Origin of the sequence: Mycolicibacterium novocastrense (assembly GCF_001499835.1) — a bacterium.
GTDB lineage: Bacteria > Actinomycetota > Actinomycetes > Mycobacteriales > Mycobacteriaceae > Mycobacterium > Mycobacterium novocastrense.
In genome coordinates this window covers 91,680-118,082 of the sequence record NZ_LQIH01000002.1, presented here as the reverse complement: position 1 = coordinate 118,082, position 26,403 = coordinate 91,680, and the positions used below count along the sequence as shown (strand labels likewise).

General features: G+C 68.0%; 25 protein-coding genes. 5 read left to right on the top strand and 20 right to left on the bottom strand.

The genetic code is table 11. The features are described 5' to 3' along the window. Positions 1–11: 11 nt before the first annotated feature. From AU072_RS03300 to AU072_RS03270, 7 genes are all read right to left on the bottom strand, one after another. The gene (locus AU072_RS03300) at positions 12–260 is read right to left on the bottom strand and encodes a hypothetical protein (RefSeq protein WP_064412459.1); all 249 of its coding nucleotides are present in this window, start codon (positions 258–260) and stop codon (positions 12–14) included. Next, positions 257–1,120 (bottom strand): oxygenase MpaB family protein, encoded by an 864-nt coding sequence (locus AU072_RS03295; RefSeq protein WP_064412458.1) that lies wholly within the window; start codon positions 1,118–1,120, stop codon positions 257–259. Before AU072_RS03295 ends, AU072_RS03300 begins: the two co-directional genes overlap by 4 nt. Beyond that, positions 1,117–1,326 (bottom strand): hypothetical protein, encoded by a 210-nt coding sequence (locus tag AU072_RS03290; protein WP_082680674.1) that lies wholly within the window; start codon positions 1,324–1,326, stop codon positions 1,117–1,119. The genes AU072_RS03295 and AU072_RS03290 overlap by 4 nt, the downstream gene beginning before the upstream one ends. Positions 1,327–1,443: 117 nt before the next feature. After that, entirely contained in the window at positions 1,444–2,271 is an 828-nt protein-coding gene (locus AU072_RS03285; protein WP_064412456.1) for an enoyl-CoA hydratase/isomerase family protein, read from the bottom strand. Further along, positions 2,268–2,861 (bottom strand): TetR/AcrR family transcriptional regulator, encoded by a 594-nt coding sequence (locus tag AU072_RS03280; RefSeq protein WP_064412455.1) that lies wholly within the window; start codon positions 2,859–2,861, stop codon positions 2,268–2,270. The genes AU072_RS03285 and AU072_RS03280 overlap by 4 nt, the downstream gene beginning before the upstream one ends. 41 nt (positions 2,862–2,902) lie before the next feature. Further along, a complete protein-coding gene (locus AU072_RS03275; RefSeq protein ID WP_064412454.1) occupies positions 2,903–4,435 on the bottom strand; it encodes a DUF7782 domain-containing protein in 1,533 nt (510 codons plus the stop codon). Continuing rightward, the gene (locus tag AU072_RS03270; protein WP_217266035.1) at positions 4,432–5,193 is read right to left on the bottom strand and encodes an SOS response-associated peptidase; all 762 of its coding nucleotides are present in this window, start codon (positions 5,191–5,193) and stop codon (positions 4,432–4,434) included. The genes AU072_RS03275 and AU072_RS03270 overlap by 4 nt, the downstream gene beginning before the upstream one ends. 44 nt (positions 5,194–5,237) lie before the next feature. Between AU072_RS03270 and aroA the strand changes: the two genes are divergently transcribed. Together aroA and rsgA are read left to right on the top strand one after the other, a co-directional pair. After that, on the top strand, positions 5,238–6,557 hold the full coding sequence (gene aroA, locus AU072_RS03265; RefSeq protein WP_064412452.1) for a 3-phosphoshikimate 1-carboxyvinyltransferase: 1,320 nt from the start codon (positions 5,238–5,240) through the stop codon (positions 6,555–6,557). Beyond that, positions 6,554–7,543 (top strand): ribosome small subunit-dependent GTPase A, encoded by a 990-nt coding sequence (rsgA, locus tag AU072_RS03260; RefSeq protein ID WP_064412451.1) that lies wholly within the window; start codon positions 6,554–6,556, stop codon positions 7,541–7,543. The genes aroA and rsgA overlap by 4 nt, the downstream gene beginning before the upstream one ends. 279 nt (positions 7,544–7,822) lie before the next feature. On the opposite strand, the gene AU072_RS03255 is transcribed toward rsgA, so the two are convergent. From AU072_RS03255 to AU072_RS03235, 5 genes are all read right to left on the bottom strand, one after another. After that, the gene (locus AU072_RS03255; RefSeq protein WP_064412450.1) at positions 7,823–9,076 is read right to left on the bottom strand and encodes a fatty acid desaturase family protein; all 1,254 of its coding nucleotides are present in this window, start codon (positions 9,074–9,076) and stop codon (positions 7,823–7,825) included. Between the two features lie 69 nt (positions 9,077–9,145). Further along, on the bottom strand, positions 9,146–10,279 hold the full coding sequence (locus AU072_RS03250) for a ferredoxin reductase (protein WP_064412449.1): 1,134 nt from the start codon (positions 10,277–10,279) through the stop codon (positions 9,146–9,148). A 61-nt stretch (positions 10,280–10,340) separates the two neighbouring features. Beyond that, positions 10,341–10,838 (bottom strand): DUF6912 family protein, encoded by a 498-nt coding sequence (locus AU072_RS03245; RefSeq protein WP_064412448.1) that lies wholly within the window; start codon positions 10,836–10,838, stop codon positions 10,341–10,343. 9 nt (positions 10,839–10,847) lie between these two features. Beyond that, entirely contained in the window at positions 10,848–12,602 is a 1,755-nt protein-coding gene (locus AU072_RS03240) for a BCCT family transporter (protein WP_064412447.1), read from the bottom strand. Between the two features lie 61 nt (positions 12,603–12,663). Next, positions 12,664–14,073, bottom strand: a complete 1,410-nt coding sequence (locus AU072_RS03235) for a WS/DGAT/MGAT family O-acyltransferase (RefSeq protein WP_064412446.1) — start codon at positions 14,071–14,073, stop codon at positions 12,664–12,666. 236 nt (positions 14,074–14,309) lie between these two features. Here AU072_RS03235 and AU072_RS03230 point away from each other — a divergent pair, with 236 nt between their 5' ends. Then, positions 14,310–14,783: an Rv3235 family protein gene (locus tag AU072_RS03230; RefSeq protein ID WP_235629793.1), complete on the top strand. Its 474-nt coding sequence runs from the start codon at positions 14,310–14,312 to the stop codon at positions 14,781–14,783. 17 nt (positions 14,784–14,800) lie between these two features. Then, entirely contained in the window at positions 14,801–15,271 is a 471-nt protein-coding gene (locus tag AU072_RS03225; protein WP_064412518.1) for an SRPBCC family protein, read from the top strand. 8 nt (positions 15,272–15,279) lie between these two features. Here the strand turns inward: AU072_RS03225 and secA are convergent, their stop codons facing one another. The 3 genes from secA to AU072_RS03210 form a co-directional block, all read right to left on the bottom strand. Next, on the bottom strand, positions 15,280–18,102 hold the full coding sequence (secA, locus tag AU072_RS03220; RefSeq protein ID WP_064412444.1) for a preprotein translocase subunit SecA: 2,823 nt from the start codon (positions 18,100–18,102) through the stop codon (positions 15,280–15,282). Positions 18,103–18,237: 135 nt separating this feature from the next. Then, positions 18,238–18,903, bottom strand: coding sequence for a ribosome hibernation-promoting factor, HPF/YfiA family (hpf, locus tag AU072_RS03215; RefSeq protein ID WP_064412443.1), 666 nt, complete (start codon positions 18,901–18,903; stop codon positions 18,238–18,240). 297 nt (positions 18,904–19,200) lie between these two features. After that, positions 19,201–19,830, bottom strand: a complete 630-nt coding sequence (locus AU072_RS03210; protein ID WP_064412442.1) for a ComF family protein — start codon at positions 19,828–19,830, stop codon at positions 19,201–19,203. A 50-nt stretch (positions 19,831–19,880) separates the two neighbouring features. Here AU072_RS03210 and AU072_RS03205 point away from each other — a divergent pair, with 50 nt between their 5' ends. Continuing rightward, positions 19,881–21,188, top strand: a complete 1,308-nt coding sequence (locus tag AU072_RS03205) for a DUF2252 domain-containing protein (protein WP_064412441.1) — start codon at positions 19,881–19,883, stop codon at positions 21,186–21,188. A gap of 6 nt (positions 21,189–21,194) precedes the next feature. Here the strand turns inward: AU072_RS03205 and AU072_RS03200 are convergent, their stop codons facing one another. The 5 genes from AU072_RS03200 to mtrB form a co-directional block, all read right to left on the bottom strand. Next, positions 21,195–21,611, bottom strand: coding sequence for a Rieske (2Fe-2S) protein (locus AU072_RS03200; protein ID WP_064412440.1), 417 nt, complete (start codon positions 21,609–21,611; stop codon positions 21,195–21,197). A 14-nt stretch (positions 21,612–21,625) separates the two neighbouring features. Further along, positions 21,626–22,171 carry a DUF6529 family protein gene (locus AU072_RS03195; protein WP_407937581.1) on the bottom strand — a complete coding sequence of 182 codons (546 nt, stop codon included), beginning with the start codon at positions 22,169–22,171 and terminating at the stop codon, positions 21,626–21,628. 16 nt (positions 22,172–22,187) lie between these two features. Continuing rightward, a complete protein-coding gene (locus AU072_RS03190; protein ID WP_064412517.1) occupies positions 22,188–22,832 on the bottom strand; it encodes a hypothetical protein in 645 nt (214 codons plus the stop codon). Between the two features lie 158 nt (positions 22,833–22,990). Continuing rightward, on the bottom strand, positions 22,991–24,748 hold the full coding sequence (gene lpqB, locus AU072_RS03185) for an MtrAB system accessory lipoprotein LpqB (protein WP_064412438.1): 1,758 nt from the start codon (positions 24,746–24,748) through the stop codon (positions 22,991–22,993). After that, the gene (gene mtrB / locus AU072_RS03180; protein ID WP_064412437.1) at positions 24,745–26,391 is read right to left on the bottom strand and encodes an MtrAB system histidine kinase MtrB; all 1,647 of its coding nucleotides are present in this window, start codon (positions 26,389–26,391) and stop codon (positions 24,745–24,747) included. The genes lpqB and mtrB overlap by 4 nt, the downstream gene beginning before the upstream one ends. Between the last annotated feature and the right edge of the window lie 12 nt (positions 26,392–26,403).

Sequence of the window (26,403 nt, the reverse complement as noted above, 5' to 3'; positions counted from 1 at the left end):
TCAACGATGCGTCAGGGAACGCAGAGTTCGATGCCCAACAGGTTCGCCGGCCAGAACACCGCCGTCACCATGAACGCGCCGATGTCGGACCCGGCCGGAATCCGCGTGCGCAGCGCGGCGTCGATCAGCTGCACCTGCTCGGCGTCGAAGAAGGCCCATATCAGCCCGATCACCAGGTACGGGATCGACAGCCACATGCCGGCCTCGATCATCGCCTCGACGCTGACCCGGCGACTGAGCAGGCGGCGCAACCCCGTCATACCAGCGCCTTGCGCGTACGGACCCGGCGGCGCACGTCGGCGAGCAGCACGTAGCTGCCGCCCTGGCGCAGGAACACCGGCATGAACCTGTTGACGAAAGCGACTGTGAGGAAGAGCCATTCGAACAGGAACTGGTGAAACCCGCTCCACCGCAGGCCCATCTGCTCACGGAACACCGGAGCGAGGAATCCGGCTGTCAGGAACTTCAGCAACGGCCGGAACGGCAGGCCCAGTAGCGGGTTGATCATGCGCAGATTGAGCATGTGCATCAGGTGGTCACGGACCCGGTCGTCGATCTTGACCCGTTCGCACGCGGTTCGCCAGTAGTCGTCGAACTCGGCGCGCGTCGGCGGCCACTGATCTTCGGTGACCTGCAGGGTGGTGCCCAGTGGCCATGCGGAGCGGTAGAACTGCTCGGCCTGCTGCGGTGTCATCTCACCGCGCAGCAGCTGATAGGTGTCCTCCAGCCCGACGAAAAGGCAAGCCGCCACCCACATCTGCAGGTCGCGATCGAAGGCGTTGTACCGCACGGGGCTCTCGGCGGTCGACTTGACGTGGCGGTGCGCGGTGTTGACCGCCTCCCGGAAGGCCGCGCGGTCATCGGGAGTCCCCAGCACGGAGACCGCGAGGTACTGGAACGTCGTGCGCGCCCGCTTCCACGGGTGTTTGAGCAGGTTCCCCGAATCGACCTTGCTTTCGGCGACGCCGTAACCGACCTCCGGCCAGGACAGCTGCATGACGACGTTGGCGGCGCCGCCGGCGAACGCCCAGAAGTCCATCGCGTCCCCGGCGGTCACGTCGGCCTCGGGGTCCCATCGGGCGGTGCGTCGCCGAACGGAGATGCGGTAGCGGTCGGTCATCCGACACACACCGCCGAGAAGACCAGCGCCGGCCAGAACGCGACCGAACCGACCACCTGGATCAGCCAGGTCAGCCCACTGCCGTCCAGCCTGTCCAGGCGCAAGGCGGTCCAGCCGATGCCGACGACGACGTAGGGCGCGGCGAGGATGAGCCCGGTGCCGATCCATTCGGCGAGGGTCATCTCGAAGCTCAGAAGCTTCCTCACCGCACCGACCACACTCGACCCCCTCACTCGACCTACCCGCACTATGTTAATGCCCATTCCGAGCTGATCAGGCAAATGCGGTGAAACCGAGCATAGGCCGTGGCTACCGAGGCAGCCTCAGGAGAGCATCGAACGCACGCTGTCGGCGAACGCCGCGGTGGTGAAGCACGCGGGCTCGGCGAACTCCTCCAAGGTGAGGGCATCGGACCAGTCGGCGTCGGCGGCCGCCCGCAGCAGCGGCTTGCTCATCGCGACGGCGTGCGGCGGGAGCGCGGCAATGCGCGAACACCACTCGTCGGCGACCTCGAGCAGACGGTCGTGTTCGACGACCTCCTGCACCAGGCCGAGCCGTAGCGCTTCGCGGGCGTCGATGTGTTCGCCGCGCAGGTAGTAGGCGAGCGCACCCTGGTAACCCAGGCGCCGGGTCAGGGCCCAACTGGTGCCGACCTCGGGAATCAGTCCCAGGTTGGCGAAGGCGGGCACCACGACGGCACGTTCGCTGGCGATCACGAGGTCGCAGGTCAGCGCCCAGGCCAGCCCGACGCCGGCCGCTGCTCCGTTGAGCGCGGCGACGAAGATCGTGTCGGATCCGGCGATCAGCCGCGCGATGCCGCCGAACTCGCGGCGAATCCAGCGCCAGATATCGGCCGCGCCCTCCGGTGCGCCGAGCTGGTCGATCGCGGCGTCCATCATGCGTAGGTCGCCGCCGGCGCTGAAGCCGGGGTCCGCGCCGGTGAGCACGACCGAACGGATATCCGGGTCGGCATCGAGGTCGGTCAGCGCCCTTCGCAGTTGGCGCACCAACGGCGCGGACAGCACGTTGAGCCGTCGCGGCTCGTCGAGCGTGACGACGGCCCTGTCCCCTCGGTGCTCGACGCGCACCCGAGGCGGCGCGTCGGCCTCGTCGCCGCTGGCCACCATGGTCCGGTACAGCGAATCGGTCATGACGAATCCTCCTCGGTGTCGTTGGTGCGCAACGCCTTCCACGCAGCGTGGGCAAAGGTCTCGATTGTTTCCGGTGGTATCCGCCTGGCCGCCCCGGCGATCCAGTATCGGCTGTACTCCTGGGCGGGGCCGAGCCACAACGCTGCGGTCACCCCGACCCGCATCGGCTGCAGCGCGCCGTAGCCGTGATGCGGACGCCACCAGTCGCGGATGGTCGCGAAGAAGGTCTCGTTGTGTGATCGCAGTTCTGCACTGTCGAGCCTGGGGCCGAGCAGTAGGCCGGCCTCGTTGCGATGCGTCGAAACCCACCGCAGGTGATAGGCGACACCGCCGCGGATGCCGCCCTCGGCGGTGTCGTGTGCGCGCAGCATCGTGAGGAACCCGGCCTGGTACTCGGCGAGCACCTCGGCGAAGACGGCGGTGGCGAGCGAAAGCTTGTCGGGGAAATGGTGATACAGCGCGCCGACACTCACCTCGGCTTCGCGGCGAACCTCGTCGAGGGTGGCCGAGAGAGCGCCGTCGGCCGCGAACCGGCGGCGCGCGACGGCGAGCAACCGGCTCCGCGCATCGGGGCGCGTACGCGAGGGCACGAGGATTACTCTAATCAAACCGAGGAATCCTCTGTCAAGGGTCAGTCGGCCTGGAAGAGGATGCCCCGCCCCACCGCCTCCCGCACGACCGGCAGCGCGGCCCCCGCCAGGGCGTCGGCGTCGACACCGTGAACGGTTGCGAGCAGGTCGATCAGCGTTCCCAGCGGCACCTCGCCGCGGCATCCGGCCAACAGCGCTCGGCCGATCTCGTCGACACCGATGACCGCACCGGGCCCACCGGGGCGACGCACGGCCGCACCGACGACCTGCCAGCCGTCGGGCCCCGGCAGCGACTGCTCCTCGAGGAAGACCGGCGCCGTCGACAGCCTCGCGGCAAGCAACTGCTCGTCGGTGGTGTCGTGCAGGTACTCCCGGCGCGCGAAGAACGCGTCGACCTCATCGCCGGTGAGGGCCTCGTCCGCGCCGGTGATCTCCTCGAGGACATGCTCAGGCGCGCGGCGCTCACCGGATCGTGGTGCGCGCAAGGCGATCACACCCATGCCGATGCCGGTGATGCCCTCATCGGCGAACCAGTCGAGCCACTGCCCTCCGCGGCGCGCCGCCCGCTCCGGGTCCTCCCCGGCGTCGGCGGTCCACAACGACACATAGCTGACCGGGTCGGCGAGTTCACGCTGCACCACCCACGCGTGCAACCCGGTGCCCGCCAACCAACTTCGCACCCGGTCGCGCCAGTCGTCCCGACGAACGATCCAGTTGGCCATGACCAGCGCCGTACCCCCGGGCTCCAGATGAGCACCAATGTGCTCGATCAGGTTGTGACACAAGGCGTCCCCGGCGACTCCCGAGTCACGGTAGAGGTAGTCGCGGTCACCCTCCCCCACCACGAACGGCGGATTGGAGACGACGAGGTCAAAGCGCTCCCCGGCCACCGGCTCAAACAGGCTGCCGCACCGCAGATCCCAGGACATGTCGTTGAGGCGCGCAGTCGCCGCCGCCAGTGCGAGTGCCCGCTCGTTGGTGTCGGTGGCCACGATGTGCGCGCAGTGCCCGTTGAGGTGGACCGCCTGCACTCCGCAGCCTGTGCCGAGGTCCAGCGCGCGGGCGACCGGCTTGCGCACGACCGCGCGGGCCAGCGAGACCGACGCACCGCCGATGCCCAGGACATGGTCCCGGCGCACCGGCCCCGAACGCATCGATGCGTCCAGGTCGGAGACGACGAAGAAGTCGTTGGCGCCGTCGCTGTGGGGTCGCAGGTCCAGGGCGGCGCGCACAGTGCCGTTGGCCGCCCATTCCAGAACGCCGTTGGCCACCAACTCGTCGATGTCAACGGTTTCGAGCGCGAGGGTGACGTGCTCGGCGGGTTCGGCCGAGCCCAGCAGGAACAGACGCACCAGCACCGCCAGGCGTCGCTGCTGTGCTGTCCCGCTGTGCAGCCCGCGGTCGGTGGCCCGCAGTGCCGGCCACCACACTCCCCTGGCGAACGCGGCATCAGCGTCGTCACCGAGCAGAGCGGCCACCCCGTCGATGCTGTAACCCGCGCTGCGCAGGTCGGCGGCCAGCGCGTCGATGACGGCGACGGAGTGCAGCGGCCCGGACGAATCCGGCTGTGTCAAAGCAGGGTGCCTTGTCCGGCCGAGGGTTCGACGGGCTCGATCAACTCCGGGCCGTTGTTGCGGACGTTGTTCACCAGCCGGGACACCTCGCGGATCTCGATGCGGTCGAGGTCTCCGTGGCCGCGCAACAGCCCCTCGTCGATCGGCGCGTCGGGGTCCAACCAGCGGTCCCAGTCGCGCTCGCTGACGGTCAGCGGCATCCGGTCGTGGATCTCGGCCAGCGGACCAGCGGCGTCGGTGGTGATGATCGTGCAGCTGAGCAGCGGGTTGGCGTCCTTGGGCGCGTCTTTCGGCCGCCACGTCGACCACAACCCCGCCATGAACAGCGGCTCACCGTCGCCCGCGTACATGAAGAAGGGCGTCTTGGCGCCTCGCTCGCCCTGCCACTCATACCAGCCGTCCATGGGCACCAGGCAGCGCTTGTTCTTGGCGGAGTTACGGAAGGCCGGCGATGTGGTCAGCTTGTCCGAGCGCGCGTTGATCAGCAACGGCCCCTTGGTCTCGGGGCTGCCGTCCTCTTTGGCCTTCACCCACGGCGGCACCAGGCCCCAGCGCATCGACCGCAGCCGCCGGGTGGCTTCGTCGTCGGGTTCGCTGTGGCGCTTGACCACGGTGCTGACGGTCGTGGTCGGGGCGACGTTGTAATTCGGCGCCGACGCATCCTTACCGCCGGCAGAGGCCGCCGTCGTCTCGTCGATCGCCTCGATCTTCTCGGCCAGTAGCGCCGGGTCCGTGGTCACCGCGAAACGTCCACACATGAATCTCATGGTGGCACGGCGAGCCGACAGGGGAAGATGGAGCAGTGAGCGCGCCCGGACACCAGCAAGGCAAGGCCTGGCCTGCACCGTCGACGACAACTCCGGTGCATGCCACCGTCACCGTGCCCGGCTCGAAATCGCAGACGAACCGGGCGCTGCTGTTGGCGGCGCTGGCCACGGCCAACGGCGATTCGACGATCAGCGGGGCGTTGCGCAGCCGCGACACCGACCTGATGATCGGGGCGCTGACCGCGCTCGGCGTGGCGGTCGAGGGTCACGCCGACGAACTGTCCGTCAGCGGCCGGATCGCACCGAGCGACGGGGTGCGTATCGACTGCGGACTGGCTGGCACGGTGTTGCGGTTCGTGCCGCCGGTGGCCGCCCTGGGCACGGCCACGGTCGTGTTCGACGGTGACGAACAGGCCCGCGCCCGCCCCATCGCGCCCCTACTGGACGCGTTGCGCGGCCTCGGGGTCGACATCGACGGCGAGGGCCTCCCCTTCGCGGTGCGGGGCACCGGATCGGTCACCGGCGGAACGGTGGAGATCGATGCCTCGGCGTCGTCCCAGTTCGTTTCGGGGCTGCTGCTGTCGGGGGCGGGCTTCCGCGACGGGCTGACCGTCGTGCACACCGGCGGCTCGGTGCCCTCCGCACCGCATGTGGCGATGACGGTCGCGATGCTGCGCGACGCCGGAGTCGACGTCGACGACAGCCGCGACAACCGATGGCGGGTGTCTCCGGGGCCGGTGGCTGCCCGGCATTGGGGCATCGAGCCCGACCTGTCCAACGCGGTGCCGTTCCTGGCGGCGGCGGTGGTCAGCGGGGGCAGCGTGCGGTTGATGGGCTGGCCGCGGGTGAGCACGCAACCGGCCGACACGATCGTCTCGATCTTGACGAAGCTGGGATCCGTTGTGCAACACGGTGATACATACCTCGAAGTGGGTGGCGCCCAAGTGTACGGCGGTATCGACGTCGATCTGCACGAGGTCGGTGAGCTCACGCCCGCCGTCGCTGCGCTGGCCGCCCTGGCCTCCCCCGGCTCGGTGTCGAAGCTGTCGGGCATCGCACATCTGCGTGGACACGAGACGGACCGGCTCGCGGCACTGTCGGCGGAGATCAACGGTCTCGGCGGTCAGTGCGAGGAGACCGAGGACGGACTGGTGATCACGGCCCGACCGCTGCACGGCGGGCTGTGGCGGTCGTATGCCGACCACCGGATGGCCACCGCGGGCGCGATCGTGGGGCTTCGGGTGCCGGACGTCGCGGTCGAGGACATCGACACCACCGCCAAGACGTTGCCCGGTTTCCCGCAGTTGTGGGCCGACATGCTCGCGGGGCAGACGGCGGAGGTCGACCCCGCTTGAGCCGACGCGAGTACGACGAGTCCGATGTCCGGGTGCGGCCCGGCCGAGGCTCGCGGCCGCGGACCAAGATTCGTCCTGAGCACGCCGACGCGCAGGAAGCGATGGTGGTGACGGTCGACCGGGGGCGGTGGGGGTGCGCGCTGGGCGGGGACCCCGGCCGCCGCGTGGTCGCGATGCGCGCCCGTGAGCTGGGCCGCACCCCGATCGTCGTCGGCGACGAGGTCGGCATCGTCGGTGACCTCTCGGGCCGGCCCGACACTCTGGCCCGCATCGTGCGCCGCGGCGATCGACGAACCGTGTTGCGCCGCACCGCCGATGACACCGACCCGACGGAGCGTGTAGTGGTCGCCAATGCCGATCAGCTGTTGATCGTCGTCGCGCTGGCCGACCCGCCGCCGCGCACAGGGTTGGTCGAGCGCGCGCTGATCGCCGCCTACGCCGGCGGGCTGCAGCCGATCCTGTGCCTGACCAAGACGGATCTCGCGCCGCCGCAACCGTTTGCGGCGCAGTTCGCCGACCTCGATCTGACGATCACGACCGCCGGCCGCGACGATCCGCTCGACGCCGTGGCCCCGATGCTGGCGGGACGGGTCACCGTTCTGCTCGGCCATTCGGGGGTCGGGAAGTCGACGTTGGTGAATCGTCTTGTCCCCCAGGCTGAACGGGCCACCGGCGAGGTGACCGATGTCGGGAAGGGCAGACATACGTCGACCCAGTCGGTGGCGCTGCCGCTGGAACCGGGCGGGTGGGTGATCGATACGCCCGGTATCCGGTCGTTCGGATTGGCGCACATCGAACCCGACGATGTGCTGCTGGCCTTTTCGGATCTGGCCGAGGCGATCAAGGACTGCCCCCGCGGATGCGGGCACATGGGTCCGCCCGCCGATCCGGAGTGCGCGCTGGACACATTGAGCGGCGCCGCAGTGGACCGCGTCGCAGCGGCGCGCAGGCTGCTGGCCGCGCTCCACGAGTCGGCGGCCTACTGATCACTCTCCGCGCGAGCGTGCGCGTCTACACACGACACGCCGACGAAAATCGACACTTTACGCACGCTCGCACTCGACGACAGTGCGCAAAGCAAGCCGCTCCGGCTCACGCCACAACGGAACATGCCACTCTCAGAGGCTTCCCCATCGGGCTCCCGAGTCGAGCCCCCGAGTCGGCCTCAGCCGCGGGCGCACGTTCACCGCGCCGCGAGCGTGCACAAACTCACGAAAATCAGCGGTGTGTCGTGTGCAGACTCGCACGCTCGCGCCAAATGGAAGTTAGGCCGCGCGCTGAATCCGGGCCTGCTCGCGGTTGGCGCGCTTCTCGCGACGACGTGCCCGCACGGCCGCGATCGACGACTTGAGACCACGCCGCTGGGCCGGCTCCAGTTCGGCGAACATCCGCTCGCTGCGCGTCTCCGGCGCATCGTCGGCGGTGTCGCGCAGATACTTGTCCGGCAGCGACAGCTTGGCGATGGTCCGCCACGTCTTGCCGTACTGCACCAGGAACGAACCGGTCGTGTAGGGCAGGTCGTATTTGTCGCACACCTGTCGCACGCGCACCGAGATCTCGTGCAGCCGGTTACTCGGAAGGTCCGGGTACAGATGGTGCTCGATCTGGTGGCACAGGTTGCCGCTCATGAACCGCAGCACCGGACCATTCTCGAAGTTGGCGCTGCCGAGCATCTGGCGCAGATACCACTGGCCCTTGCTCTCACCGGCCATGTCGGTCTTGGTGAATTTCTCTGCGCCGTCAGGGAAGTGGCCGCAGAAGATGACCGCATTCGACCAGACATTGCGGATCACGTTCGCTACCGCATTGGCCGTCAGCGTCGACCGGAATGTCGCCGCGGGCGACAACGAGGTCAGCGCGGGGTAGGCGACGTAGTCCTTGACCACCTGCGCACCCGCCTTCGCGGCGAACTCCCGCGCCCGGGTCTTGCTTTCGTCGCGATTGTCCCTGCCCTTGAAGATCTTGCCCAGCTCCACGTGCTGCAGGCCGACACCCCACTCGAAGCCGAGCGCGAGAATCGTGTTGTAGAGCAGGTTTCCGAGATTGAACGGCTTCCACTTCGTGTCCCGGGTGACCCGCAACAGCCCGTAGCCCACGTCGTCGTCCATGCCCAGGATGTTGGTGTACTTGTGATGCATGAAGTTGTGGGTGAAGCGCCAGTGCTTGGACGAGCCACTCATGTCCCACTCCCACGTCGAGGAGTGAATCTCGGGATCGTTCATCCAATCCCACTGGCCGTGCATGACGTTGTGGCCGATCTCCATGTTCTCGATGATCTTGGCCACGCCCAGGGTGACGGTTCCGGCCCACCAAGCCGAGCGGCGTGAACTCGCGGCCAGCATCAGGCGGCCAGCGACCTCCAGCGCACGCTGGGCCGCGATGGTGCGACGGATATAGCGCGCATCGCGCTCACCGCGGGAGTCTTCGATGTCCTGCCGGATCGCGTCCAGTTCCACAGCCAGACTCTCGATATCCGCATCAGTCAGATGCGCGAATTCGGGAACGTCGGTTATTGCCATCGTCAAGCCTCCTCTCGGGCGCCTACGCTACCGTAACCTACGTACCCGTAGGTTACCAGCCAGTAAACCTCAGACATCGAGCACACAATCGCCGGATGCCGCAGACACACACGTCTGCACCCGGCTGCCCGGCTCGTGCTCGACACCGGTGCGCAGGTCGCGGACGTGTCCCTCGACGAGGCCCACCACACATGACTGGCAGATACCCATCCGGCAGCCGAACGGCATCTGCACACCGACCTGCTCCCCGGCCTCCATCAGCGGCGTCGCGGCGTCCACCGTGGCCGTCTTGCCGCTGCGCGCGAACTCGACGGTGCCGCCCTGCCCGTGCACGGCCGCCTTGGACACCGCGAAACGCTCGAGGTGCAGGCGTTCAGCGAGGCCGGCGGCCGACCAGCACCGCTGGGCGGCATCGAGCATGCCCTCGGGCCCACACGCCCAGGTCTGTCGTTCACGCCAGTCGGGGACCTCGTCGTCGAGACGCGACAGGTCCAGTCGGCCCTGGCTGCGCGTCGCGCGGGTCCGCAGTTGGTAACCGTCGTGCGCACGGGTCAGGTCGGCGAGTTCCGAAGCGAACATGACATCGGATTGCGTTGGCGCAGAATGCAAGTGGACGATATCGGTGATCTGGTCACGCCGAGCCAGCGTCCGCAGCATCGACATCACCGGCGTGACACCGGAGCCGCCGGTGAGGAACAGCACCTTGGGCGGGGCCGGGTCGGGCATCACGAAGTTGCCCTGCGGCGCGGCCAGCCGCACGATCGTGCCCGGCGCCAGTCCGTCCACCAGATGCGTCGACAAGAACCCTTCGGGCATGGCCTTGACCGTGATGGTGATAGTTCGGGCGGTGCGCGACGGTGCCGAGGTCAGGGAATAGGACCGCCAGCGCCAACGACCGTCGATCTGCACGCCGATCCCGATGTACTGGCCGGGCTGGTAATCGAAGGAGAAACCCCATCCCGGCTTGATCACCAGCGTCGCGGAGTCCTCGGTCTCGCGCCGGACGCCGAGCACCCGGCCGCGCAGCTCGCGCGCCGACCACAACGGGTTGGCAAGTTTGAGGTAGTCGTCGGGCAGCAGCGGCGTGGTGATTCGCCCCACGATCGTGCGCAACGCGTGTAAGCCCGGATTCCTGGTCCCGGCGACCGTCGGCCGCACCGTGTCGACGACGTTGGCCGACACCTTGATGGAGTTCTTGGCCATGAACCTACGGTACCGTAACCTACGCTTCCGTATCCAGCCGAGATGACGGCCGATGCGCGGATCAGAGCAGTTCGAGCAGGAACGGCAGTTCCTGCGGCGCGTACCAGGCCAGGTCGTGGTCCTGGGCATCCCCGACGACGAAGTCGGCATCCTCGTCGCCGAGATCCGCCTCGTCGACGGCCTCGATCGCCGCCAACACCGCGGACTCGGCGTCGGCATTGTCGACATACGCGGCGATGACGTCCTCGAAGGCGACCGGACCGGCCAGCCGCACCACCGCGTCGTCGAGATCGGGCCGCGGCGTCACGCCGTTGACCTCGGCCTCCACCACCACGCGCCGCGGCGGCAGCTCCCCCACTCCCTCACCGGCGAGCAGTCGCAGCGATGCCAGCGCGGCCTCCCGGCGCGCGACCTCGGCGAGTTCTTCGTCGTCGCCCTCGGCGTAGGACTCACGCAGTGCCGGCGTCAGCGCGAACGCCGTACCGCTGCGGGCATGCAGCAACCGCTCGGCCACGAGCTGCTGCAGCATGGTCAGGGTCGCGGGGATGTAGACGCGCACCAGGCGAGATTAGTCGTCAGGCGATTTCTCGCTCGCCGGATCCTTTTCCACCGAGATGACGAAGTCGTCACCGTGCTCGGTGACGCCCTGGATGACCGCGGTGTCGACGGCCTCCCTCGCGTATTGCCTGCGGACCATCAGCGGGTCCCGGCGCAGGTCCTTGACCAGCCCCACCGCCATGCCGACCATCACGACCACGAACGGCAGCGCCGCGATGATGGTGATGGTCTGCAACCCGGTCAGGGCGTCCTCCCCGCCGACCAGCAGCATCACCGCGGCCACGGCGCCGGTGGCCACACCCCAGAAGATCACGGTGGCTCTACCGGGTCTGATCGTGCCGCGCTCGGACAGCGATCCCATCACCACCGACGCGGCGTCCGCGCCGGAGACGAAGAAGATCGCCACCAGCAGCATCACCAGCACACTGGCGATCGCCGCGATCGGATACTGGTCGAGCAGGCCGAACAGCTGGGCCTCGATGCTGCCTTCACCGGCGAGGTCGGTGCCCTCCTCCTGCACACGGATCGCCGAACCGCCGAACACCGCGAACCACACCAGCGACACCAGGCTGGGCACCAGCAACACGCCGGTGACGAACTGACGGATGGTGCGGCCCCGGGAGATCCGCGCGATGAACATGCCGACGAACGGCGTCCACGACACCCACCACGCCCAGTAGAAGATCGTCCACGACTGCAACCACTCGTTGACGTCGGCGCCTTCGGCGCCGGTGCGCGCGGACATCATCGCAAAGTCGGCCATGTAGCTGCCCAGCGATGTCGGCAACAGGTTGAGGATGAAAACCGTTGGCCCGACGACGAATACGAAGCAGGCGAGCACCATCGCCAGCACCATGTTGATGTTGGACAACCACTGGATGCCGCGCGCGACCCCGGAGACCGCTGACAGCACGAACGCCATCGTCAGCACCGTGATGATGACGATGAGGACGGTGTTGCCGGTTTCTCCGATACCGCCGACGATCTGCAGACCGCTGCGGATCTGCAGCGCACCCAACCCGAGTGAGGCGGCCGAGCCGAACAGCGTGGCAAAGATCGCCAGCATGTCGATGACCTTGCCCCACGGCCCGTTGGCGTGCGAGCCCAGCAGCGGTTCGAATGCCGCGCTGATCAGCTGCAGCCGACCCTTGCGGTAGACGCCGTAGGCGATCGCCAGCCCGACCACCGCGTAGATCGCCCACGGGTGCAGCGACCAGTGGAACAGCGTGGTGGCCATCGCGGTCTGCACGGCCTCCGGATTGCCCGGCTCGCCGGTGCCCGGTGGCGGTGTCGCGAAGTGCGAAAGCGGTTCGGCGACCCCGAAGAACATCAGGCCGATCCCCATGCCGGCGCTGAACATCATCGCGACCCACGACACCCCGTGGAACTCGGGTTCCTCGTCGTCGCGACCCAGCGGGATCGCGCCGAAGCGGCCGATCGCGAGCCACAGAATGAAGACGACGAAACCGGAGGCCGTCAACACGAACAGCCACCCGGTGTTGTCCATCACCCACGTCAGCGCACTGCCCGACGCCGATGCCAGCGATTCGGTGCTGACGAAGCCCCACACCAAAAACGCGATGGCGATGACGGCGGTGACCCCGAAGACGATCCAATCCACCCCGCGCGACCGGGTGATGGCGTCATCTCCTGGCGGCAGATCCAGCGCCGGGTGGGGCACGACGGAATCGGTCGGCGATTCGAGCGCGCGCCGCGTCGCGGTCCTGGAGTTTCCTGGCGTCTCGTTCTCTGCGCTCGTCGTCATGGTGACCCAATTCGACCCCGCCGGCGGCGAGAGAGTCAATCCCGCAAACGCACGGTCGGTGTTAGTGGGCCGCCTCTAGCAGTTCTTCCAGCGATTCGCGCAGCAGACTCGGCAAAACATCGACGTCGCTCATGGCGTCGCGGTCGGCATTGATGCCGAAGTAGACCATGCCGTTGTAGGACGTCACCCCCAGCGCCAGCACCTGGTTGCTCAACAGCGGCGGCACCGCGTAGGTCTCCAGCAGTTTGGTGCCCGCGATGTACATCTGATGCTGCGCGCCCGGCACGTTGGTGATCAGCAGGTTGAACTGGCGCGCCGAGAACGTGGTGGCCACCCGGATGCCCATGGCGTGCAGGGTCGGCGGAGCGAATCCCGACAGGGTCACGATGGTTCTCGCGTCGACCAGGCTCGAGGCGGTGGATGCCGACTCGGTGGCGTGCGCGATCTGCGAGAGCCGCACCACCGGGTTGCCCTCCCCGACGGGAAGGTCGACGAGGAACGGCGTCACCTCGCTGATGGCCTGGCCCGGGCCGGTCGCGTCGAGTTCGGCATCCGGATACACCGACATGGGCGCCATCGCCCGCACCCGCGCCGTGGATGTCACCGGTTCACCGCGCGACATCAGCCAATTACGCAACGCACCGGCCACCACGGCCAGCACCACGTCGTTGACGTCGCAGTCGTAGCGGGCGCGCACGGTGCGGAAGTCCTCGAGTTGCCCGCAGGCGACCGTGAATCGCCGGTTGCGCGACACGGTGGTGTTCAGCGGACTGTTCGGCGCGGTGCCGCGCGCCACGGTGCGGGCCACTTCGAGGGCCCGCCGGCCCATGTCGACCAACTGGCCCGCGTTGGTCGCGAGGTCGACGACGGCGGAGCGGACCGCACCGATCTGCTCGGCCGGCCGCATGATCCACTCGCCGAGCGCACCGAGCAGCAACTGTCGATCGCTGGGCTCGCGCAACGGAATCCAGATGTCCTCGCCGAACTCGGGCGGCTTCTGGGTGCGGTCGGCGATGACGTGGCCGATCTCGAGGGCCGTCATTCCGTTCACCAGCGCCTGGTGGGATTTCGTATAGATCGCCAGGCGATTCTTGGCCAGGCCTTCGATCAGGTACATCTCCCACAGCGGCCGCGACCGGTCCAGTGGCCGCGAACCCAGCCGTGCGATGAGTTCGTGCAACTGGGCGTCGCTGCCCGGAGACGGCAGTGCGGAGCGACGGATGTGATAGGTGATGTCGAAGTCGCGGTCGTCCACCCACACCGGGCGCGCCAGGCCCAGCGTCACCTCACGAACCTTCTGCCGGTAGCGGGGTATCTGCGGCAGCCGCTGTTCGACGGTGGCCAGCAGGGCTTCGTAGCTCAGGCCGCCGCGGGGTTTGCGAAGGATCGACAGCGAACCCACGTACATCGGCGTCGACGTGTTCTCCAGGTGGTAGAACGACGCGTCCGCCGTCGACAACCGGGTGACCATCGCGACGTCGTCCCTCCCCTGTACTGCCGCGGCGCGACCGCGAGCGTCGAAGTCCCCGCCACGCTATAGGCAAACCCTGCGGATGCGCATCACGGGTGCCCATCGCTGTCTGTGGGCCCCCGCGGGCCGTGCGATCATGGTGGTGTCTGCCACTCTCCAGCAGACGGGTCCTGTCTCGTCGAGTAGCTGGAGAACGCGTTGTGACATCATTTTGCACCCCTGCCGAGGCTGCGCTGGTGGCGCCCGTCATCGACTGTGAACCACCACCCCTCGGTGCCGTCGCCTGTCCACCACCGTCGCCGAAAGCGTTGCGGCGCCGGACATCCGGCAGGCCAGGCACCGGACCGGGCAAGCGGCACCCGCAACGGCCGGTGCCGATCCCCGCGGAGCCGGCCCCGCCGCGCGCCGCGGTCGTATTCGCCGATGCGGCGCTGCGCCGCGTGCTCGAGGTGATCGACCGGCGTCGTCCGGTGGCGCAGTTGCGCCCGCTGTTGGCGCCGGGGCCGATCGAAACCGTGCTCGCGATGACCCGGCATCCGCAGTCGACCGTCGCCACCCTGCGCCGGGTGAGGGTGCGCGTCACCGATGACGAGGGTCCGGCCGCGGAGGTATTCGGAACTTACAGTCGCGGACAGCGCATCCGCGCGATCGCGGCGCGCATCGCGTTCGACGGACGACGCTGGCGGGTGGTCGCGCTGCAGATCGGGTGAGCGCTAGCCTGCTCGGCGTGCAGGGAAACTCGATCAGCGTGCAGCGTGTCATCAAGGCGTCCCCGGCCGCGATCTTCGCGTTGCTCGCCGACGCCGGCAGGCATCCGGCTTTCGACGGCTCGGGCACTGTCGCTCACACCCCCGGCGAGAAGTCCCAACCTCTTTCCGCCGGTGCGACATTCGGCATGGCGATGCGCGGAAAGCCAGAGTCGCTGTTCGTTCCGTACCGGACCACCAACACCGTCGTCGAATTCGAACCCGACCGCCGCATCGCGTGGAAGACGACGATGGGCCCCCTCGGGCTGATCGGCGGGCGCATCTGGCGCTACAAACTCGAACCGAACCCCGAGGGCACGCTGGTGCGCGAAACCTGGGACATATCCGAGGACCGGCAACGCCTGCTGCTCAAAAGGGGCGGGACACCCAAACAGGCCGAGGACGGGATGCGGGCCACGCTGGGCCGGATCGCCGCCCTCGTCGAGACCTGACGCCAGAGCTAACGCCTGCGCATCGCCTTCTGCTCGCGGGCCTGCTGGCGCGCGGCTTCTCGCCGCTGCTTGCGGGTGCCGCCGCTGGGCGCCGCAGGACGTGGCGCACCGCTGCCGTTGCCGGACCGCTGCACCTCGGCCGAGCCGTCCTCCGACGGCCCGGTGTAGGTCAGCGGACGCGACTCGTCGTCGATTCCCTTGGCGCGCAGGCCGGTTCCGGTGGGCCGTTCCTTGGTCGCCACACCACCCTGCGCCTGCGCGGCGGCGGCCTCGGCGAACTCGCTCAGACCCGCCGGTGCTGCAATCGGGGCGACGGCGGGCTGCGGCGCGGGTTCGACCGCGACGTTGAACAGAAACCCGACCGACTCCTCCTTGAGTCCCTCGAGCATGCCGATGAACATGTCGTAGCCCTCGCGCTGGTACTCGACGAGCGGATCGCGCTGTGCCATCGCGCGCAGGCCGATGCCCTCCTTGAGGTAGTCCATCTCGTAGAGATGTTCGCGCCACTTGCGGTCGAGCACGTTGAGCAGCACGTTGCGTTCGAGCTGGCGCATCGCACCCTCGCCCGCGATCTCCTCGATCTGCTTCTCCCGCTCGGCGTAGGCGCGGTCGGCGTCGGCGATCAACGCCTCGAGCAGCTCCTCGCGGGTCAACTCGCCGGGCTCACCGATGGCGTCGGAGTCGATCAGGTCGTGGTGGTCGATGCCGACGGGGTAGAGCTGCCGCAGCGCGGTCCAGAGCTGTTCGAGATCCCAGTCCTCGGAGTAGCCTTCGGCGGTGGCGCCGTCGACGTAGGCGGTGATCACGTCGACGAGCATGTTGCGGGCCTGTTCGGCGAGGTTCTCGCCCTCCAGGATGCGCCTGCGCTCCTCGTAGATGACCACGCGCTGCTTGTTCATCACCTCGTCGTACTTGAGGACGTTCTTGCGGACCTCGAAGTTCTGCTGCTCCACCTGCGTCTGCGCGCTCTTGATGGCGCGGGTGACCATCTTGGCCTCGATCGGCACGTCGTCGGGCAGGTTGAGCCGGGTCAGCAACGCCTCCAGGGTGGCGCCGTTGAACCGTCGCATCAGCTCGTCGCCCAGCGACAGGTAGAACCGGGATTCGCCGGGGTCACCCTGACGCCCGGAGCGGCCGCGCAGCTGGTTGTCGATACGGCGGGATTCGTGCCGTTCGGTGCCCAGCACGTACAGGCCGCCCGCGGCGATCACGTCTTCGGCCTCGCGCGCGCACTCGGCCTTGACCGCGGACAGCGTCTCGTGCCAGGCCTTCTCGTACTCCTCGGGCGTCTCCACCGGGTCCAGGCCACGTTCGCGCAACCGCTTGTCGGTGAGGAAGTCGGGGTTCCCGCCGAGCACGATGTCGGTACCGCGGCCCGCCATGTTCGTCGCGACGGTGATCGCGCCCAGCCGGCCGGCCTCGGCGATGATCGAGGCCTCCTGCTCGTGGTACTTCGCGTTGAGCACGTTGTGCGGGATCCGGCGCTTGGTGAACTGGCGCGACAGGTATTCCGAACGCTCCACGCTGGTGGTGCCGATCAGGACGGGCTGACCCTTTTCGTAGCGCTCGGCGACGTCGTCGACGACCGCGATGTACTTGGCCTCTTCGGTCTTGTAGATCAGGTCGGACTGATCGGCGCGGATCATCGGCTTGTTGGTCGGGATGGGCACCACGCCGAGCTTGTAGATCTCGTGCAGCTCGGCCGCCTCGGTCTGTGCGGTGCCGGTCATGCCGGCCAGCTTGTCGTAGAGGCGGAAGTAGTTCTGCAGCGTGATCGTGGCCAGCGTCTGGTTCTCGGCCTTGATCTCGACGCGCTCCTTGGCCTCGATGGCCTGGTGCATGCCCTCGTTGTAGCGACGGCCCACCAGCACGCGGCCGGTGAACTCGTCGACGATGAGCACGTCACCGTCGCGCACGATGTAGTCCTTGTCGCGCTGGAACAGCTCCTTGGCCTTCAGCGCGTTGTTCAGGTAGCTGACCAGCGGCGAGTTGGCCGCCTCGTAGAGGTTGTCGATGCCCAGCTGATCCTCGACGAACTCGACGCCGAGTTCGTGCACGCCGACGGTGCGCTTGCGGATGTCGACCTCGTAGTGGACGTCTTTCTCCATCAGCGGCACGATCCGCGCGAACTCGGTGTACCACTGCGACGCGCCGTCGGCGGGGCCGGAGATGATCAGCGGGGTGCGGGCCTCGTCGATGAGGATGGAGTCGACCTCGTCGACGATCGCGAAGTTGTGCCCGCGCTGGACCAGGTCGGCCAGGGAGTGCGCCATGTTGTCGCGCAGGTAGTCGAAGCCGAACTCGTTGTTGGTGCCGTACGTGATGTCGGCGGCGTAGGCGGTGCGGCGCTGGTCCGGGGTCATCTGCGCGAGGATCACGTCGACCTCCAGGCCGAGGAACCGGTGCACACGGCCCATCCACTCGGCGTCGCGCCTGGCCAGGTAGTCGTTCACGGTGACGATGTGCACGCCCTTGCCGGACAGCGCGTTGAGGTAGGCCGGGAGCACACCGGTCAGCGTCTTGCCTTCACCGGTCTTCATCTCCGCGACGTTGCCGAAGTGCAGCGCCGCGCCGCCCATCAACTGCACCTTGAACGGCTTCTGGTCCAGCACCCGCCAGGCCGCCTCGCGCGCGACGGCGAACGCCTCGGGCAGCAGGTCATCGAGGCTTTCGCCGCCCTCCACGCGCTTCTTGAACTCGTCGGTCTTGGCCCGCAGTTCAGCGTCGGTCAGCTTCTCGACATCGCCTGCCAGGGAGTCGACGTAGTCGGCCACCCCCTTGAGGCGTTTGACCATCCGGCCCTCGCCGAGACGCAGCAACTTTTGCAGCACGCTAGTTCCCCTATGGGTTTGGAAGTCTTGAGCTCAACCCATGGTAGGCGACATGCGCCCCGACCCGGCCCAGCTACGTCAGGCCAGGCGAAATAGTGGTCGGGCCGGCTCAGGCGAGCCGAATGAGGCCCCGGCTCAGGCGAGCCGAATCAGACCGTAGTCGTAGGCGTGCCTGCGGTAGACCACGGACGGCAGGTCGCTCTCCTTGTCGTGGAAGAGGAAGAAGTCGTGGCCGACCAGTTCCATCTGCGAGAGCGCGTCGTCGACGGTCATCGGTGTGGCCGGATGCTCCTTGATCCGCACGATGCGTCCGGGCTCGTGCTCGTCGAGCGTGGCGCCGTCGTGTTCGGGCGGGCTCGTGGTCAGCGGCTCGGGCGGTGCGGTGACCGCGGTGGCCTTGGCGACCGAGACCGGGGTCTTGTCGCCGTAGTGGATCTTGCGCCGGTCGCGCGCGCGGCGCAGGCGTTCGGCGAGCTTGTCCACCGCGGATTCCATCGCGCCGTAGAAGCTGTCGGCACAGGCTTCGGCGCGGACCACCGGGCCGCGTCCGCGTGCGGTGATCTCCACGTGTTGACAGTTCTTGCGTTGACGGCGGTTGCGCTCGTGGTCGAGCTCGACGTCGAACAGATAGATCGTGCGGTCGAATCGTTCCAGGCGTGACAGTTTCTCTGCGACGTACTTGCGGAAGTGGTCGGGGATCTCGACGTTGCGGCCGGTGACCGCGACTTCGGCGCGCGGTCGGGGTTCGGACGTTTCGTCCTCGATCACCATCGTTCGGGAGTCCAGGGATTGGCTTGACATGCTTGGCAACTCGTTTCTTCGGCGTCCGCACGCGTCAGCGTGCCCGGTTGTCGTGGATCCGCACCGACGGGGCTTGCATGTCTCGCCGCTCGCCGGTGCAAGGTGTCGTCTACTCACCTCCTACCGCGTCGGCGATGCTGGCGCTTCGAATCTTCAGCGCCGGCCGTGAGTCATTCACGGGTGTTGAAGCCGACGGTAGCCGCGTTCACCCGGTAGTGCCAGTGAATCCGGGTACCTGTTTCCAGTTCTTCACCTCGCTCTGATATGTGGGCCTGACACCTGGGCTCACGGCGACGGTCACGCGTTTGCCACAACCAGCACGGCCGCCACGCGCGCCCCAATGGAGCGCAGCACGCGAACCGACTCGGCGGCTGTGGCGCCGGTGGTGACGATGTCGTCGACGACGAGCACTTCGCCCGCGACGGGCCGCACGAGCCGGAGCCGGCCGCCGATGTTGCGCTGCCGGTCGGCGCTGGACAGCCCGACCGAATCCGCCACGAACGCGCGTGTGCGCAGTGCCGGCACGACGGCCACCGCCGGGAGGCCGGCCGTGGCGGTGCGGGCCATCCGGGTCACCGGGTCACCGCCGCGCCGCCGGGCCGACCACCGCCGGGTCGGTGCGGGGACGACCGTCAGCGGGGTGTCCACCAGGCCCCAGGTGAGCAGGTGCAACAGGCCGGTCCGCAGCGCGCCGGCGAGCGGCCCCAGCAGATCGGCCCGGCCGTGTTCTTTGACCGCGATGACGGCGGCCCGCCGCGGCCCCGCGTAACGGCCCAGGGAGTACACCGGAACGCCGGGGTCCACGCGCGGCGAGACGATGTGCGGGTCGTCGGCCCTGACCGTCAGCGTCGTCGCGCACGCCGCGCACCACCGCGTCGACGGCGCGCCGCAACCGCCGCACTGCAGCGGGAGAACGAGATCGAGCACGCCGACAGTGTGGCGGTGATCGGTGACACCGGGACGGGTACTCGGTGTCCATGCAGGACCAACGGGAGTCGTTGATCGTCGATTGCCTGGTGAGCGCGTTCGCCGATCTGATGAAGGCCGATCCGGATGCGTTCCGGACAAAGTTCCGCAAGATGGCGGCCGAACCCTTCGCGTTCTTCCGCGGCAGCGCCTGCGTCTTCTACGGCGACGTCGCCGCGCGTGAGGACCGTTGGGTCGACGAGCGCACCAGCCGGGTGTGGATCCAAGGCGATCTGCACACCGAGAACTTCGGCACCTACATGGACGGCGCCGGCCAGCTGATCTTCGACGTCAACGACTTCGACGAGGCCTACATCGGGCACTTCACCTGGGACCTGCAGCGGTTCGCCGCTAGCGTCGCGCTGATGTGCTGGCAGAAGGCTCTGTCGGATCACGAAATCAGCAGGCTCATCGACACTTTCACGCGCGCCTACGTCGATCAGGTACGCTGGTTCCTCCACGCCGACGATGACGCGAGCTTTTCGTTGAATCTCGACACGGCACGCGGCGCCGTGCTGTCCGCCTTGCAGAGCGCACGGTTGTCGACGCGGGCCGAGATGTTGGACCGTCTCACCACGGTCGACGATTGGGACAGACGCTTCCGGGACGCCGCGGGCGTGAGACGACTCGAGGACTTCGAACGCGACAAAGTCGAGGCCGCCTTCGCCAAATATCTTGAGACCATTCCGAAAACCAAACGGTTCCAGGGGATCACCTACGACATCAAGGATGTGATCGGCAAGACGGGTCACGGCATCGGCAGCGCGGGTCTGCCGACCTACACCGTGCTGATCGAGGGTTTCAACCAGGCGCTGGACAACGACGCCGTGCTCTCGATGAAGCAGGGCAATATCGCCGCACCCAGCCGCGTCGTCGACGATGGGACTCTGAGTCGGCATTTCAAGCACCACGGCCACCGAACAGCGGTGTCTCAACGCGCACTGCAGGCGCACGCCGATCCGCTGCTCGGCTACACCGACATCGACGATGTCGGATTCGTCGTCAGCGAGATATCCCCGTATGCGGCCGATCTCGACTGGAGCGAGTTGACCGAACCGGACGAGTTGGCCGAGGTGATCGAGCAGTTGGGCCGGGCCGTGGCAAAGGTGCACTGCGTCGGGGATGCCGACAGTGACCAGAAGGTGGTCGAGTTCCAGACGGAGGAGGCGATCGACGCGGTCATCGGTGACCATGTCGACGAGTTCTCGGCCGATCTCGTGAGGTTCGGGCTCGAGTACGCCGGCATCGTGCGCGACGATCACCGCCATTTCGTCGAAGCGTTTCGCGAAGGCCGCATTCCCGGCGTCACGTCGACCTGACGTGTGTCAGCTCAGGATGATCGAATCGTCCTGCAATTGAATGGGTTTCGACTCCAAAGAACGAGTTGCCGGTCCGTTGGCCACGGTGCCGTCGAGGTTGAACCTGCTGCCGTGGAAGGGACAGTTGATGGTGCCGCCCGCCACGTCGCGCACCGTGCACCCGGCGTGAGTGCAGGTGGCAGAAAATTCCTTGAAATCCCCTGCCGTCGGTTGTGTCAACACCGTCTGCTCGACGACGACACCTCCGCCGACCGGAACGTCGGCGACCTTTGCGAGGACCGCAGCCGGTGCCGCCACGCCACCGGTCGTCGTCACGGCCGGCTCCTCGGCGACCTGGGGGTCCTTGCCATACGTGCTGCAGGCGGCCAACGCGCCGGTCGCGATACCGAGCCCGGCGCCCACCAGAAACTGTTTGCGTTGCATGGCGATTCCTTTCCTCAGAATGTCAGTCCGCTGGTCTGGAAGAACCACAGCGCCGAGGTGAGCCAGACATACACCAGCCCGAAGAACACCAGTCCCCCCGCGATGGGAAGCACCCAGCTGCGGAGCCCACCGCGCGTCAGCAGGATCATCTTGGTGACGAAGACCCCGTAGAAGAAGCAGCCGAACAGCGAATGGAACAGCACCCGGCTGTCCGTGTCGGCGAAGCCCAGAGCGTAGAGGCAGTGCACGGCCACCGGCACGGTCGCCAGCACCGCCAACCGCCCCGACCATACGTGGGCCGCGGCGATCCACGCCGGTGCACGTCCCCCGGGTGTCAGCCGGTACATCACGAATGCCGAGAACAACTGGAACAGCGCCAACAGAACTGCAAGGGTGCCCAGCCACGACTTCACCGCCGTGCCACTGGAGAAGCCGGCCACGTTGATCGAAAAGAACTGCGGCTCATGGACTCTGCCGAACACTCCGAGCGCCACGGCGACCATTGCGCCCAGACCGACAGCGATCAGCATCCCCGCCGTCCCGGTGTTGCGGGTGGCCATCACCTCAGAAGCGGAATCAGACATCGCCGCCGCCCACGCGAACGGCCCTGACCCGCTGCCCGTCGATGACCGCAGTCCCGTCGGTGGCCAGAACCGGTGCGGGACCGAGGGATCCGTCGCTGCGGCGCAGCACTCCGGTGACATCACCGTCCGCGTCGACGATCCAGCTGCTCCGCGCGCCCTCCCGCTCGTAGCGGTAGAGGCCGGCGGGCGCCTCGGCGGCCGGCGCGGTGAACACCCAGTTCTTTTCGCCGATGGTCAGCGACCCCACCATGGCATTGCCTTCGAGGTGGCCGTCGAGAACGCCGGCCTTGTCCTTGCTCGTCAGGTTCACGACACCGTCTGCGGCGGCGCCCCTCAGCCACATCTCCACCGAGTTGCCGTCACAGGCATACGCGATCGCCTGGTCGCCGTCGACCGAGATCTCCAACGTGATCTCACCGGTCGCCGTCGGCACGGTCCCGAGGTAGTCGGCCCTGGCCGGGAAGCCCGGCGCGGGCGGTTGCGGCGCGATCACCGGCGGCGGAGCGCTCGACGTGGCGACCGCTTCGGCCGCCGGGGCGGCCGCGGGCGCCGGTTCGTGAGACACGTTGCCGAGCCACAGCGCGGCCGCCAGCGCGGCGACCGCGCCCAATGTGATCAACGGACCGCGAGTCCTCATGTTCACTCCTTGGCTGATAGCAAACGCCTGCGGGCGTCGTTCTGTCAGCACAACGGGCGACAGCGGAGGTCGGTTCACATCGATTTCTCGCGAACGCAACACCAGGGTCGTGACGGGGGTGGTGTCTACAACCCTGGTGTTGCGTTCGCGAGCCGGCTCTAGCCCGGCAACACGGGTTCGGCGCCCGGCACCAGCAGCGGGCGCACCTCGGCCCACGCCGGATCGTCCTCGGCCACCGAGCCGGACAGTTGCACGACCCCGCGGGCATCGGCCACGTACACCGTCGACGGGTTGGCCGCCACGGTGGTGACCGGCATCAGCAGGTTGCGGCTCGGTCCGTCGGAGTTGACGCCGTCGAGGTTGACGTAGGAGACCGGATGCTGCGGATCGGTGCGGCTGACCACGATGTCGTCGCCGGTGCGCCATGACAGCGACACCACGGTGTTGCCAAGGCCGTATCCCAGCCGCCGCGGGTAGGTCAGCGCATAGCCGCCGCCGGGGGTCTGCTCGACGCCGGCCAGGACCACCCGGCCATCGATGACCATCGCCGCGCGCGTGCCGTCACGCGACAACTGCAATTCGGTGATCACGCCGGGAAACCTGCTCGACACCAGCGTGGAGTCGATCGGTATACGGGCCGGCTGGCCCGACGCGTCCTGGATGACACGCACGACGTTGTTGCCGTCGATCACCACCCAAACGGCGTTGTCGAGCGACCAACTCGGCCGCGACAGGCTTCGCGCATCCAACACCTGAGAAGCCGCCCCGCCGAGCGCGCCCACCCACATCGACGACGCCATGTCCGGTGCGCCCGGGCGCACCGTGACGATCGACGCCACCTCCTGCCCCGTGCGGGACACCGCCGCCGACGTCTGGTTCGGCATCTGCCCGAACTGTCCGGGAACCCGCGGCGCCCGCAGGCCGTCGAGCGCGACGAGCGAACCGTCCACCAACGCGTGCAGGCCCGCCGCCACTCCCGAGGCCGCGCCCGGGTCGGTGGCCGCCACGTCGGAGGTCTCCCAACCGTCGGCGAACCGGTCGTCGAGGGCGGCGCCGTCGGCGTTGATCACGTACGGCCCATTGACCCCCGCGCGTGACAGCGTCCAGATCAGTTGTGCCGCAAGCAGTTGCCTGCTGTGCGGATCGGTGGTCGACAGGTTGTCCACATCGATTCTGGCTCCGCCATAACCCCGGCCGACGCCCATCTTGCCGCCGTCGGCGCGCGTCACCGGGCCCCGCAGTTTCAGCGGCGGTTCGAGGAGATTGCGGACGGTCTTGGCCATCTCCGGTCGCGGTCCGGCGATCAGCTTGCTCACCAGTTCGGTGGCCAACTGGTCGGGATCGGACACCGCGACATAGCGCGGATCGGGCACCACTGTGCTGCCGGTGGGGTCGACGAAATACAGGGTGTTGCGCCGATAGGTGGCCTGAAACTGTTGCCAGTCGAGGAAGACCCCGTTGGGCAGCTTGTCGATGCGCCAACCGTCGGCGGTCTTGATCAGTTCGATCGGCCCCGGGTCCGGTAGCGCGCCGTCCCCCGTCTCGAACACACCCATGTCCGACAGCGACCCGAGGATGTCGGCGCGCATGGTCACCGACACCCGGTCGGGGCCGCGCGTCTCGACGAACACCACGTTGTCGATCAGCAACGCGCTGCCCGCATCATCCCAAGCCTGGGAAGCGGACTCGGTGAGGAACTGGCGTGCGGCCAGATGCCGGTTGGCGGGATCGGCGGTGGCCTTGAGGAATTCGCGCAGCAACACGTCCGGGTCCATGCCCGGCGTCGGCTTGGGCAGGCTGGGCGGGGCGGGCCGGTCGACGGTTCCGATGGCTTGCGGCGAGGACGAACTCGGCACACCCGCGCAGCCGGTGAGAACCAACGCCAGCGCACTCAGGACGGCCAGCAGGATTCTCACACGGACTCCTGCGCGGGTTCGCGGTCGCGGCTGCGCGGCGGCACATCGTCGGGCCCAACAGGTTTCAGCGGCAACGGGCTGGTGGTCACCTTGTGCCCGCGCACGAGCGGCAGCGTGAGCCGGAAGCAGGCGCCCTTACCCGGCTCCCCCCACGCCTCCAGCCTGCCCTGGTGCAGGCGGGCGTCCTCGATGCTGATCGCCAAACCGAGACCGGTGCCGCCGGAACGACGCACCCGCGAGGGATCCGACCGCCAGAACCGGCTGAACACCAGTTTCTCCTCACCGGGCCGCAGCCCGACCCCGTGGTCCCGGACGGTGACCGCGACGGTGTCGTCGTCGGCGGCCATCCGGATGCGGACGGGTTTGTGCTCGGCGTGGTCGATGGCGTTGGCGATCAGGTTGCGCAGGATGCGCTCCACGCGCCGCGGATCGACCTCGGCGATGACCTCCTCGGTGGGCATGTCGACAACCAGTTCGACCTCGGCGTCGGCCGCGAGGTGCCCGACGTTGTCCAACGCGCTTTGCACCGTCGACCGCAGATCCAGCGACTCGACCGACAGTTCGGCGACACCGGCGTCGTGCCGGGAGATCTCCAACAGATCGTTGAGCAACGTCTCGAACCGGTCGAGCTCGCTGACCATCAACTCGGTGGACCGGCGCAGCGCGGGATCGAGATCCTCGCTGTGGTCGTAGATCAGGTCGGCGGCCATGCGCACCGTCGTCAGCGGGGTGCGCAGTTCGTGGCTGACGTCGGAGGTGAACCGGCGCTGCAGGTTGCCGAACTCCTCGAGCTGGGTGATCTGGCGGTGCAGGCTCTCGGCCATGTCGTTGAACGAGACGGCCAGGCGGGCCATGTCGTCCTCGCCGCGCACCGGCATGCGTTCGGTGAGGTGGCCTTCGGCGAACCGCTCGGCGATGCGCGACGCGGACCGCACCGGCAGCACGATCTGGCGCGCCACCAGCAAGGCGATCGCGGCGAGCAGACCGAGCAGCACCACGCCGCCGGTGGCCATCGTCCCGCGCACCAGCGCGATCGTGGACTCCTCGTTGGTGAGCGGGAAGATCAGATAGAGCTCGAGGTTCGTCACCGACGACGACGTCGGACTGCCCACGATCAGTGCGGGCCCGGAGAAGCCGTCGGTGTGCACGGTCGCGTACTGATAGCTGACCTGGCCGGCCTTGACGAACTCCCGCAGCGTGTTTGGCACCTGCTGGACCGGGCCGGCCGCGGTCGCCGCGCGGGGTCCGTCGCCCGGCACCACCAGCACCGCGTCGTAGGTTCCCGCGAGGCCCGGTTCGGCATCGGCGCTGCGATCGATCAGCGTGTTGCGCGCCAGCTGCAGGCTGCTGTCCAGCGAGCGGGTCTCCTCGCCGCCGACGATTCCGCTGACGGTGGTGCGTGCGCGATCGATCTGCTCGGTCGCCGCGCGCACCTTGACCTCGAGGATGCGGTCGGTGATCTGGCTGGTCAGAACGAACCCGAGCACCAGGATCACGGCCAGCGACAGGCCCAACGTCAACGAGACGACGCGCAGCTGCAACGAGCGCCGCCACGCGAGGCTCAACGCCCGCCCCAACGCTCCCAGCCCGCGCACCAGCGGCGCCGAGCGCCGATGGATGCGTCGTCTGGAGCTGAAGATCACGGCGCCCGCCGA